The 11,865-nt window shown below is 34.8% G+C and carries 11 protein-coding genes; 3 read left to right on the forward strand and 8 right to left on the reverse strand.

Features of this window, described 5'->3' with window-relative positions:
- Nucleotides 1-60: 60 nt before the first annotated feature.
- The 4 genes from Q0951_RS11910 to der all read right to left on the reverse strand — a co-directional run bounded on the left by Q0951_RS11910 (nucleotide 61) and on the right by der (nucleotide 4,619).
- Nucleotides 61-261 carry a helix-turn-helix transcriptional regulator gene (locus Q0951_RS11910; protein ID WP_262910634.1) on the reverse strand — a complete coding sequence of 67 codons (201 nt, stop codon included), beginning with the start codon at nucleotides 259-261 and terminating at the stop codon, nucleotides 61-63.
- Nucleotides 251-727, reverse strand: coding sequence for a hypothetical protein (locus tag Q0951_RS11915; RefSeq protein ID WP_299337153.1), 477 nt, complete (start codon nucleotides 725-727; stop codon nucleotides 251-253). Before Q0951_RS11915 ends, Q0951_RS11910 begins: the two co-directional genes overlap by 11 nt.
- 132 nt (nucleotides 728-859) lie before the next feature.
- Complete coding sequence (locus Q0951_RS11920; protein WP_299337155.1) at nucleotides 860-3,295, reverse strand: T9SS type B sorting domain-containing protein; 2,436 nt, start codon at nucleotides 3,293-3,295, stop codon at nucleotides 860-862.
- 13 nt (nucleotides 3,296-3,308) lie between these two features.
- A complete protein-coding gene (gene der / locus Q0951_RS11925; RefSeq protein ID WP_299337157.1) occupies nucleotides 3,309-4,619 on the reverse strand; it encodes a ribosome biogenesis GTPase Der in 1,311 nt (436 codons plus the stop codon).
- 139 nt (nucleotides 4,620-4,758) lie between these two features.
- Between der and Q0951_RS11930 the strand changes: the two genes are divergently transcribed.
- On the forward strand, nucleotides 4,759-5,280 hold the full coding sequence (locus Q0951_RS11930) for a GTP-binding protein (protein WP_299337159.1): 522 nt from the start codon (nucleotides 4,759-4,761) through the stop codon (nucleotides 5,278-5,280).
- A 71-nt stretch (nucleotides 5,281-5,351) separates the two neighbouring features.
- Here the strand turns inward: Q0951_RS11930 and Q0951_RS11935 are convergent, their stop codons facing one another.
- Both Q0951_RS11935 and era read right to left on the reverse strand, forming a co-directional pair.
- A complete protein-coding gene (locus Q0951_RS11935) occupies nucleotides 5,352-6,881 on the reverse strand; it encodes a choice-of-anchor I family protein (protein ID WP_299337161.1) in 1,530 nt (509 codons plus the stop codon).
- An 85-nt stretch (nucleotides 6,882-6,966) separates the two neighbouring features.
- A complete protein-coding gene (gene era, locus Q0951_RS11940) occupies nucleotides 6,967-7,851 on the reverse strand; it encodes a GTPase Era (RefSeq protein ID WP_299337384.1) in 885 nt (294 codons plus the stop codon).
- 134 nt (nucleotides 7,852-7,985) lie between these two features.
- On the opposite strand from era, the gene Q0951_RS11945 reads away from it, so the two are divergent.
- Entirely contained in the window at nucleotides 7,986-9,653 is a 1,668-nt protein-coding gene (locus Q0951_RS11945; RefSeq protein WP_299337162.1) for a formate--tetrahydrofolate ligase, read from the forward strand.
- Here the strand turns inward: Q0951_RS11945 and Q0951_RS11950 are convergent, their stop codons facing one another.
- Nucleotides 9,654-10,112, reverse strand: a complete 459-nt coding sequence (locus Q0951_RS11950) for an RNA methyltransferase (protein WP_299337163.1) — start codon at nucleotides 10,110-10,112, stop codon at nucleotides 9,654-9,656.
- A 113-nt stretch (nucleotides 10,113-10,225) separates the two neighbouring features.
- Between Q0951_RS11950 and Q0951_RS11955 the strand changes: the two genes are divergently transcribed.
- Nucleotides 10,226-11,242 carry a hypothetical protein gene (locus Q0951_RS11955; protein WP_299337165.1) on the forward strand — a complete coding sequence of 339 codons (1,017 nt, stop codon included), beginning with the start codon at nucleotides 10,226-10,228 and terminating at the stop codon, nucleotides 11,240-11,242.
- Nucleotides 11,243-11,358: 116 nt separating this feature from the next.
- Here the strand turns inward: Q0951_RS11955 and Q0951_RS11960 are convergent, their stop codons facing one another.
- Nucleotides 11,359-11,844 carry a hypothetical protein gene (locus Q0951_RS11960; protein WP_299337167.1) on the reverse strand — a complete coding sequence of 162 codons (486 nt, stop codon included), beginning with the start codon at nucleotides 11,842-11,844 and terminating at the stop codon, nucleotides 11,359-11,361.
- Between the last annotated feature and the right edge of the window lie 21 nt (nucleotides 11,845-11,865).

The raw sequence follows: 11,865 nt of genomic DNA on the forward strand, positions 1-11,865 counted from the left end.
TAAAAACGCAAGTAAAGCTATTTTCGTATGAATTTTCTTAATTTTTTTATAAAAGACAGCTTATTCTCCTTCTTCTAAAAAGAATAACTCTTCAACAGGCAATTTAAATAGCTTAGCAATTTTAATTGCTAATAATGCTGATGGCACGTACTTACCCTTTTCGATTGCATTAATAGATTGTCTGCTCACACCTATCTTTTCAGCAAGATCACCTTGTGTCATATTGTATCTTGCACGTTCTATTTTGATATTATTCTTCATTGTATGATCTGTATTTTAAAAAGTTAAATCTGACAATAAAAAACAGTAATGGCGTAAACATATTATAAACTAAGACATCAAAAAAGGTAAACTCATAAATGAAAATTATGGCTAACATTAAGATAATATAATTAAAGATTATTGCCCAAACTAAGGAGTCTTTTCTAAGTTTATAAATGAATTCATCCTCAACTTTTTCTTTGGAAAACCCAACCATAAGTCCACCTATAATAATTGCTATGGCAATGATTTCATCTAAAATACTATTCTCAATGATTTTAAAAAATCCTGATTCGTCATCATTTGAGAAAATGGTATTATCGTTGTAAATGGCCAATACATTTGTTTTTAATACCTCTGATTCAAATTCAGACAGCATTAAAAAAACACCTACAACGAGACCAACTATCAATAAAATCCAACCTGGAATCTTGTATTTATTCGATATTAAATAATTTGATTTCATGAGTTTTAAATTAAAATTACATTACAAAAGTAAACAAAAATTTACAAAATGTAAACTTTACTTTACTTTTTGTAAAAAATAATTACTTTTCACATCAAAAAAAATCGAGCTAAAAGGTATAACGATTAGGTCTTATCGCTTTAAAGTGAAGTGATTCTTAAATGTTCTACCATCTTCTAAGGTAGCTGAAAACCAATAGTCGCTGGATGGAAGTGGTTCTCCATTGAAGGTGCCATCCCAAAAATCAAAAGGCGAGTTTAACGTGTAAAGTAATTTTCCGAAGCGATCAAAAATAAAGACTTTACTATTGGGCTGAAATTGTTCTGATAGTCCTTTTAGTTGCCAAGTATCATTAAATCCGTCGCCATTTGGTGTAAAAAACTTGGGATAACCTATTACAGATACATCTTCTGCTACAACTCCACAATCATTTTTAACATCTTTAATATAAACCGTGTAGATTCCAGCATTGATATTTTGGAATGTATTAGATTCCTGATAAGGACCATCACTACTCACATTAGAGTATTCGTATTCACCCTCTCCAGACACCAAAATACTAATGGAGTTGTTAGAGGATACATCTTCAACAATAATATCTTCTACAGTAGCAATATTGGAAGCCTGTACATTAATAATACGTTCATTGGTACAGCCATCAGGCTCTGTTACTTGAACAGTATAAGTACCAACCTCATTAATTTCTATAGTCATCGTGGTTTCTCCAGTAGACCAGTTATAGTAAAAATTATTAGGAATATCATTCACTATGCCACCACTTAGTGTTATGGTTTCAGGAAAAGTGTTCAGGCAATAATAAATGGTTTCAAAAGTATCATTCAATTGTGGTAAGCCTTTAACCCTTAATGTGACTTCGTTAATACCATAACAATCTGAGTCATTATTAACTCTTGCGAAAATAATTTGTTCATTTTGAACTTCATTGAAATACATATCGGGCAAACTATTTTCTTCTAATAAAGCATCTTCATAAGTGGCATAATACGCTACTGAGGCTCCCAAAGGGGCTCCTGACAAGACTTGATTATCTGCCATAGACAGATCAAAGAATACAAATCCGTCCTCAACAAGATCATCACAAGTTTCAATAACTGCGGTACTACTTCCGGAGACAACAACCTCCAGTGTAACCTCTGCTAAATTTATACAACCAGTTTCTGTATCTACAACTTGTGCATAAATAATTTGCGGATTTAAGGTGTTTGTATAATCGCCTGCATTGATTTGAATCGTTAATTCGACATCTTCATAATACTCAATAGTTCTATTTTCAGTTGTACCACCAGAAATCAGTTCGAAAGAATTATTGATATTGAATGAAGTAATTCCATCCTGAACACTATCATCACATTGCACAATAGTAGTATCAATGGCATCTGGAAGATCAGGAACAGTGACTGTTATTGGTGTTCTCGGACCACTAGCACATCCATCAAAAAGCGGCAACACCCAAAAAGTCGTCGTGCTCTCTAGAAAAACATCATAATTGAGGCCTTCATTCAAAAGCTCTGATGATGACGGTGTTTCATACCATTGAACAGTATCGGTATTAGAAGTTAAGCTTACACTTGCACTACCTTCATTACAAATCAGAATATCGTCATATACTAATTTTGGTGTTATTATAATCGAACTTGCCGACAAGTTAACCTCAGGATCTCCGGGCATACCTCCAAATTCAACAAAAAACCCTCTTGGATAATACGGACTGTCAGGACCTCCTGGATCTCCAGCATTCGGGAGGTCGTTCCATGACCCAATATTACCAATACTAGGATCTGTAATATGAGCATAATCCTCATCGCCGAAATTGTTTGGCTCTCCAGCATTCCAAAATGAAAACTCGTCATTAACAGGCTCACCATTTACCGATCCCATCCAAAATATGGTACCAGCCTCAGGACCAGTAACCCATCTCCAGGTCTCCTCTGCTCCAGCATCACTAGCGCCAATCCAACCTGTTCCCGGACTTTGTTCTCCAGCAAATTGCGACTCCTCCTCAGATGTTAAAGTTGCCAAATATCCTTGCAATCCAAAATATGTAAGATCTTCAGCTGCATTGAGAGCTCCTGTCCAGGTAATACCGTCACTAGGAACATACAGATAATAATGCCCAGTAGATGGTAAGTAGTTAGCATCTCCTAGATTGATTGAGAATAATTTGTCCTGCGTAAAATTAGTTTGAGTGGTTTGAAATGTGACATTACTTATTGCATCTGTAAATTCTGTGAAACTCGCAGGACCTGCTAATGTCAATTTACCTTCGGTCACAGACCAACTTGACGTAATGTTAGGATAGGTTCCGTTTAAAACTAAAAGATCTTGATTGATTGTATATCCTTCGGAAATTTGAACAAACACATTCTCCAAAGTGTTGTCACCAGCATCAGGATCAGAAATAGAAACACTGGTTACAATGTTCATTGGAGCACTTCCGCAGAATTCTTGATTCCCTTCTACAGTAATTGCCGGAGGAACGTTTTGGGCGTAGTTATATTCAGAAATACTGAATATAATGACTAACACCAAAAACCACTTCCATTTCATAATTAAACACCGATTATTTTTTTCGCATATATACACTCACAGGAACACCTGTAAAATTAAAATGTTCACGTAAATTGTTTTCTAAAAAACGTTTATAAGGCTCTCTTACGTATTGTGGTAAATTACAAAAAAATGCAAATTGCGGTTGTGGTGTTGGCAATTGCATAATGTATTTGATTTTTACAAATTTACCTTTGTAAGCTGGAGGTGGATAATTTTCTATGATGGGTAGTAAAACTTCATTAAGCTTACTGGTCTTTATCTTCTTAGTTCTGTTTTCATAAACTTCAACTGCAGTTTCAATAGCTTTGAAGATACGTTGCTTATTCAATACTGAAATAAATACAATTGGCACATCTGTGAAAGGTTCAATTTCTTTTCTAATCACACGTTCAAAATCTCTTGTAGATTTTGTGTCTTTTTCAATAAGATCCCATTTGTTTACCAGAATTACTATTCCTTTACGATTTCGCTCAGCTAACCAAAATATGTTTTGAACCTGTCCATCAAAACCACGAGTAGCATCGAGCACTAACAAGCATACATCGCAATGCTCAATAGCTCTAACACTTCTCATTACAGAATAGAACTCCAAATCCTCTTTTACTTTAGATTTACGTCGTATACCAGCAGTATCAACTAAATTAAACTCAAATCCGAAACGATTGTATTTGGTATCTATTGAATCTCTGGTAGTACCAGCAATATCTGTAACTATATAGCGATCTTCACCAATAAGTGCATTGATAAAAGATGATTTTCCTGCATTTGGACGACCAACTACAGCAAATCTAGGTAGCTGATCTTCATCGTTTTCTTCTTCTTCTTTTTCAGGAAGTGCTTCAACCAAAGCATCGAGCAAGTCTCCTGTTCCACTTCCATTTATACTTGCAATCGTGTAGTATTCACCTAAACCTAGAGAATAAAATTCTACAGCGTCTTCAGCACGTTTATTATTATCTACTTTATTGACTGTTAAAAATACTGGTTTATCGACCTTTCTAAGTAGTCGGGCAACATCCTCATCCATACCTGTTACTCCTGTTTCAACATCAACCATAAAAATGATTGCATCGGCTTCATCAATAGCCAATTCGACTTGTTTATCGATTTCGGCTTCAAAGACATCATCGCTACCTTTAACATATCCACCAGTATCAATTAGAGAAAACTCCTTACCGTTCCAATCACTTTTACCGTAATGCCTATCTCTTGTTACACCACTAACGGCATCAACAATAGCCTCTCGACGTTGGATCAAGCGATTAAAAAATGTAGACTTCCCTACGTTTGGACGACCTACTATAGCAACTATATTACTCATAACTTTTATTTTCCTTCAGGAATAGTCTGCAAAAATACTAAATATGACACGATGCAGCGTAAATTTTACGTTAAACATTAGGTTGTATGTCATGTTTGAATAAAAAATAGTAATTTGAGATACTATATCAAAATAAAAAATGTCAACCGCAACTAATGAAATCGTTTTAAGACCTCGCTTTAAATTTAAGGTCAAGCAAGACAATGAAAGTCTTTTAAAAATATTTGAGGACACAAAAAACACACAACAAAACTTTGTTGTATCGCGTGTAGATGATCATGTATTTATAAAAATACCAAAAGCCAAACAGCATTTTTGGTCGCCACAATTGCATTTAGAAATTAATGAAGACGAGGACACAAAAGGCAGTACTATATATGGCCTTTTTGGACCCAATCCAACGGTTTGGACCATGTTTATGTTTTTTCATTTTATTGTAGCTGGATTATTTATTGGCTTTGGCATCTGGACTTATGTCAATTGGTCTTTAGAGACAGACTATGCCATCCAATTATTTGTGACATTACTCATGATAGTACTTTGGTTTGCTCTATATTTTGGTGGCCGATTAGGAAAAAAAACAGGAATGGGTGAAATGCATGAGTTGCATCACTTTATGCGAGATACCTTAAGAAGTAAAGACATTCATGCTATTGAATAAAAACTGGATTCATCAATACAAAAAGGTCTTAGCAAAAAACACTAAGACCTTAAATAGTAAAAAGTCAATTTTTATTCTTCGTTCTCGTAAATAGAGATGGTTCCACTATCTTCATTAGAAATAATCACCAATGGTTTTCCGCTTGGGCTATTTTCTGCTGAAACTGCTAAAACACCTTCAGGTGCATAATCTGTTGCACGTTGTAATATTTGTACATATTGAGGTGACATTGGATTACTAATATCAAATACCATAACTTGGCTATTGCGTTCAAGACCAACAAATAAAATGGTTTTCTCATTAATTTTTATTACTTCTACAGCTTCAGGCTCTGCTCCTTTATCATCGCTTCTTTTATCTGTTTCATTATCTTCCCAATCCCAGTTAAATCGTTCTGGAGTTTGGCTCAATACAATTTCAGAAATATCATTTCCGCTATCATAAAGTAACCCTCCTGTTGTTGACCATATACTAAATGAACGTGCTCCATAATTGTAGATTTCATCTGTATCACCATCGTTATCTGTATCACCTAATGTAGTTGTAATCTTTAATCTACCTAAGTTCACTTCATTTTGATAATCATTAGATTGTGGGAACACTGTTTCATCTAAAGTCAGATCTTCAACACGCTCTTCTTCACTAAATCCATCATAATCTCTGGCATCACCTTCATTAGCAGAAATAATGTACTCAGTGCCATTTATACTTGTATAAGTAATCGCATCTGGTTGATACATCCCAAAGACTGGCCAATTTTTAAGTGTTTCTTCCTGATCTTTGTCTGATGCATCTATAGAATTCATCGGGTTATTATAATCTTTAAAACCTAATGGATAGATTGCTTCTATAGTTTTAGAAACTAGATTAATTCTTGCAATTCCATTATTCTCCTGAAGGGAGACCCAAGCTGTTTGAGAGTCATCAGATACGGCAATGTATTCTGGTTCCACATCAGTAGCTAAATCTGCTCCTGGACCAAATACTCTAAATCCCTGACTTTCGAGAGTTGCTTCCTGAGCATTGAAAGCTGTAAAATCTAATATAGTTACAGAATCATCATTTAAATCGATAATACTGATTGTACCCATAGGATCAACATCATAATCATCATTAGGCTCACCTTCATTAGCTGATAACAACAAATTTCCATCCTTAGAATAGGTTACCATATCTGGAAGCGCACCTACTGTGTATTGATTTATCATCATTCCTGTTTCAGTATTAAAAACAATAATTTGACCAGGATTTTGCTTTACTGGTGCTTCAACAGCTACTGCCAAATTACCTTCATATACCGACACGCTGTTAGGTGTCCCAAAGGCCGAAATGGATAAAGGAGTTAATAAAACTGGGGAATTTAAATTAGATAAATCATACACCGATATTTCATTACTTTCAACGTTCACAGTAAATAATTTATTGGTATCTGGATCAAAGGCCGAAATTTCTGAAGATCCTTCACCTCCAACATTAATTGTGGACTTAAACTGAAAATTAATTGCAGTTGGTGATGGCGTTGATGCTGAATCATCGTCATCTGCACAACTGCATAGTATTGTTATTAAAAATAATGCTAGAAATCTGTTTAAATGTTTCATGTTTTTTTGGTTTGTTAATTGAACCATAAAAATGAAACAAGCATTTTAAATGAAAGTTAACTTAAATACACTAAACCTTTACGATTTACTTCTGATTGTAACCAAAACGTTTCAGCTGTCTTTGATCGCTTCGCCAATTCTTATTGACCTTTACATACAATTCTAAATGCACCTGTTTACCAAAAAATTGTTCTAGGTCTTTTCTAGCTTCAATACCAACACGTTTAAGAGCACTTCCTTTATGACCAATAATGATCCCTTTTTGAGTATCACGCTCTACCATAATTACTGAACGCATTCTAATAATTTGCTCCTCTTCAAAAAACTCTTCAGTATCAATTTCTACAGCATATGGAATCTCTTTTTTGTAGTGCATTAAGATCTTCTCTCGTATGGTCTCGTTTACAAAAAAACGTTCTGGTTTATCTGTTAACTGATCTTTAGGGTAAAATGCAGGAGATTCTGGTAATAACTCGATAATGCGATTAAATACCTCTTTAACATTAAACCCTTCTAATGCTGAAATTGGAAATATTTCAGCATTTGGCACTTTTTCAGACCACAGTTGAACCTGAGCTTCTAATTGCTCCTGATCAGACTTATCAATCTTATTCAACAGTAAAAGTACTGGTATCTTTGAATTGGTAATCTTTTTGAAAAAGGCTTCATCTTTAAGTTCTTTCTCTCCAATTTCAACCATGTAGATAAGTACATCTGCATCTTCAAAAGCCGATTTTACAAAATCCATCATAGACTGTTGCAACTCGTATGCTGGTTTGATTATACCAGGTGTATCACTAAGAATGACTTGAAAATTTTCACCATTAACAATACCTAAGATGCGATGTCTAGTCGTTTGGGCTTTTGAGGTTATGATTGATAACTTCTCACCAATAAACGCATTCATCAATGTAGATTTCCCAACATTAGGGTTACCAATAATATTTACAAAACCTGCTTTGTGCATAATAATACTTTTTGCAAAGTTACAATCTTTAATGCTTAAAGTCTAATACAGTCCAATTACCTCTAACAACATGACAAAAATCAGGCTTTTTGAACTGCAAAAGCCATAATTTTATAGATATATAATTCGTTGCACTTATGACAGATTTACAAATAGCTAAACGTATACAATTAAAGCCTATAAAAGACATTGCTGAAAAATTTGGAGTCGATCCAGATCGTATAGAAATGTATGGAAAAGACAAAGCCAAATTACCATTATCTTGTATCAATAGGAAGAAGGCAAAGCAAAGCAATTTAATCTTAGTATCTGCTATTTCTCCCACTCCTGCTGGTGAGGGAAAAACTACTATTTCTATTGGGCTATCTGAGGCCTTAAATCAACTTCATAAAAAAACTACGGTTGTTTTAAGAGAGCCTTCTTTAGGTCCGGTTTTTGGAATCAAGGGTGGAGCAACAGGTGGTGGATATGCTCAGGTTTTACCATTAGAGGATATTAATTTACATTTTACTGGCGACTTTTCAGCTATTGAGAAAGCGCATAATCTGTTGGCTGCTATTATTGATAACAATCTTCAAAGCAAAACAAATTCATTAGGTCTTGATCCAAGAACCATTACCTGGAAACGTGTTGTTGATATGAATGACCGATCTTTAAGACGAATCATTGTGGGCTTAGGTGGTACCTCCTCAGGTATACCGAGAGAGACAGGCTTTGATATTACAGCAGCCTCAGAAATCATGGCGATTTTGTGTATTACAAAGGATTTAGGTGATCTTAAGAAACGCCTCGGAAATATCTTCATTGGCTATACATTTAATAAAAAACCTATATATGCCAAAGACCTAAAAGTTGCTGGTGCAATGGCGACACTATTACAACATGCTATTAAACCTAACTTAGTTCAAACCATCGAAGGTAATCCAGCTATTATACATGGTGGACCATTCGCAAATATTGCGCAGGGAACCAATTCAGTTATTGGCACATTAATGGGTATGAGTCATTCGGAATATACCGTTACAGAAGCTGGATTTGGATTTGATCTTGGTGCTGAAAAATTCTTTGATATCAAATGTCAAAGTGCAAAGATTTCTCCAAAAGCAGTTGTACTTACCACGACTATTAGAGCGCTTAAATATCATGGTGGTGTTGATCTAAAATCGTTAGACACCCCAAATGTTGGAGCCTTAAGGCAAGGCTTACCTAATCTTGAAAAACATCTTGAAAACATTAAACAGTTTAATGTCACTCCTATTATTGCGATCAATAAATTTAAAACGGATAGCAAAGAAGAAATTCAACTTATTAAAGATCTGGCAAAAATCAAAAATGTAAGAGTTGCTGTTGCTAATGTTTGGGCAAAAGGAGGTAAAGGTGCGATTGAACTTGCGCAACATGTTATTGATGTTTGTGAATCCTGTGATACAAAATTCACTCCTTTATACGATTGGGATATGGATATTGAAACTAAGATTGAAACTATTGCTCAAAAGATTTATGGTGCCGAACATGTGGATTATAATTCCAGCGCAAAACGTCAATTAAAACAGATTAAAGCACTGGGCTTAGATAATCTACCAATATGCATTGCAAAAACTCAAAAGTCCTTATCAGATAACCCGAAGTTATTAGGTAGGCCTAAAGATTTTATCATCACAGTTAGAGAAATTGAAATTGCCTCAGGCGCTGGATTTTTAATTCCAATTACAGGTGAGATAATGCGAATGCCTGGTTTGCCAGCTCATCCTGCTTCAGAAGGTATTGATATTAGTGACAGCGGAGACATATCAGGTTTGTTTTAATTATTGACGAGGCTTACTGATACCTCTATCATACATCACAATACTACCAGCCACTGACACATTTAAACTCAATTCAGATTTGAATTTGACTAAGAAATGGCTTTTGGCAGTCGCTTTATCAGTCAAACCATGATCTTCGGCTCCAAGCAAATATACGCATCGCCTTGGATGGTGAAATGTTTCCAAATTTTCGGCTTCGTCTGTGAGTTCCACACCAACTATACGAGCACCTTTTGGCAAATGCTTGTAGAATTCCTCAAAATTATCGTAATGAAAATAAGGCATTGATTTGACTGCATTATGGGTATCACAAGCTTGTTTTGCATATCTATTTCCGATAGTAAAAATAAAACTAGCTCCAAGATTTTGCGCAGAGCGCCACAACACTCCTAAGTTTTCTGGCGTTTTTCCATTTTGAATTCCGATTCCGAAGAACTCATTTTCGAAGTTATCAATCATACTACAAAAATATAAAACCTCGTACGTTCAGTAAAAATTAAAACACAATACGATAACCCTTTACTGAAATTTTGTATATATATTTGATTATCAGCTATTACCAAAATCAACTTATGATGCTTTCAAAATATTTCTCACTCAAGTTTTTAGGCACATGTATCCTATTTATCGTTTTAACATCCTTCAGTAAATCTGACCTAAAAAATCCAAAAATTTCAATCATAGATCAAGAACCTGAAGAATTAGTGACTGACGGACTTTACTTTGCTGAATTTTATGATTATATCTATAGAGGTCATTTTGAGAACCTCACCATCAAACGTATGGACGTAGAGTTTTTAATGATATTTGAACAATATCTCAGAAGATTTGGCAGACAATGTCCTAAATTTTTACCTACAAATAAAGTTGAAATAACAGAGTTGGTATGTACAGTAGAAAATGTAACCACTAATGGATTAGGTGTAGAGACCAGTAGGTATTGTGTAGAGTGGGAATGGATAGGAACAGGTATTTATGCTAAGCCAGATCTGTACTATGCCAAAAAAGAAGTTGAGAAACTTCATCAGCAAGATGGTCTTCAGGCTGCTTTTAAAATGATAGCTGATCCTAATGCCTTAGGAAATTCTGTTGATGTTATACACAAGGCCAATGGTTTAAAAAATGATATGGCACAAATCTTTAATCTTAATGCCTGTAATGGATCTGCAATAGAACGGTTTGAAAGTAATCTAAGACTATTTGCTCTAGGCAAACCCTCTATACGAATGACTAAACAAAGTAAATATGCTAAAATGAAAACCTCTGGAGGACCTACAGGATTGCATAACTATAACAAACTCATAAATGACCTAGTTTCGGATCAGTCTAAAACATGGAGCTTCAACAGATATATTAGTGGAAGTATTTCTAATCTGACAATCCACTCAAAGGATAGTCAAGGTAGACCTAAAGACCTCAAAGCGAATTATAATTACAAAGGCTTTGGTAATAGTGCCAAAGGATGGGTAAGAGTTACATTTAAAAACGGACTTCCTGATTGTATGTATTTCTTCGACTTTCCTAATAACTGTAAAACACCTAACAGCAGTATTTTGGCGTCTTATGCGAAAGGTGATTATGCTTTGTAGGTGTTTGTTCTGAATAAGCTTAAAAAAAACCAACCACGAAGTTCATGGTTGGCTTGCTATTAATCAAATATTGTAGGGGCAGAAAACGGGACTACTTGATTAACTATAAACTCAATTTAGTTTTTCTCAAAAGTTAACATATCTGTACCACCATTACCTCCACTAATATCTATGAGCTCTATTCTAGTGGATGATGTAGAAACCACATCCCAGTCGTCATTTAAATCTTCAAAATTATTGCTCTCAGGTACAGGAAAGAATATATTGAAATCAATATCATCATCACTACTACTATCATCATTGCTATTACTATCATCTGTAACAGACCAGGTGCCTGTTAGTGTATTAGAACCATTGGTAGCTACCAGTGACCCATCTGTATTGAACGAAAAATCATATCCTGCAAAGTCTGAGGTTTCATTCTGACCAGAATCGTTAAAGTTTGTGATACGCCATGTACCAGATTCAGCGGTGTTTTCAATTTGAGCTATTTCCTGACTATTATCATTTGGATTCACTACGTCATCGTCATCTGAACAATTAAATGACATTAGTGAAAAGCTAATCATTATCAGAATTCCGAAATAAAGTCCTTTTTTCATGATTTTTATGTTTTAAGTTAT

Origin of the sequence: uncultured Psychroserpens sp. (assembly GCF_947501425.1) — a bacterium.
Classification (GTDB): Bacteria; Bacteroidota; Bacteroidia; order Flavobacteriales; family Flavobacteriaceae; genus Psychroserpens.

What these genes read in the sequence shown, in the direction of transcription:
- Q0951_RS11910 (WP_262910634.1), bottom strand. Translation starts at nt 261, where the DNA reads ATGAAGAATAATATCAAAATAGAACGTGCAAGATACAATATGACACAA.
- Q0951_RS11915 (WP_299337153.1), bottom strand. Translation starts at nt 727, where the DNA reads ATGAAATCAAATTATTTAATATCGAATAAATACAAGATTCCAGGTTGG.
- Q0951_RS11920 (WP_299337155.1), bottom strand. Translation starts at nt 3,295, where the DNA reads ATGAAATGGAAGTGGTTTTTGGTGTTAGTCATTATATTCAGTATTTCT.
- der (WP_299337157.1), bottom strand. Translation starts at nt 4,619, where the DNA reads ATGAGTAATATAGTTGCTATAGTAGGTCGTCCAAACGTAGGGAAGTCT.
- Q0951_RS11930 (WP_299337159.1), top strand. Translation starts at nt 4,759, where the DNA reads ATGTCAACCGCAACTAATGAAATCGTTTTAAGACCTCGCTTTAAATTT.
- Q0951_RS11935 (WP_299337161.1), bottom strand. Translation starts at nt 6,881, where the DNA reads ATGAAACATTTAAACAGATTTCTAGCATTATTTTTAATAACAATACTA.
- Q0951_RS11945 (WP_299337162.1), top strand. Translation starts at nt 7,986, where the DNA reads ATGACAGATTTACAAATAGCTAAACGTATACAATTAAAGCCTATAAAA.
- Q0951_RS11950 (WP_299337163.1), bottom strand. Translation starts at nt 10,112, where the DNA reads ATGATTGATAACTTCGAAAATGAGTTCTTCGGAATCGGAATTCAAAAT.
- Q0951_RS11955 (WP_299337165.1), top strand. Translation starts at nt 10,226, where the DNA reads ATGATGCTTTCAAAATATTTCTCACTCAAGTTTTTAGGCACATGTATC.
- Q0951_RS11960 (WP_299337167.1), bottom strand. Translation starts at nt 11,844, where the DNA reads ATGAAAAAAGGACTTTATTTCGGAATTCTGATAATGATTAGCTTTTCA.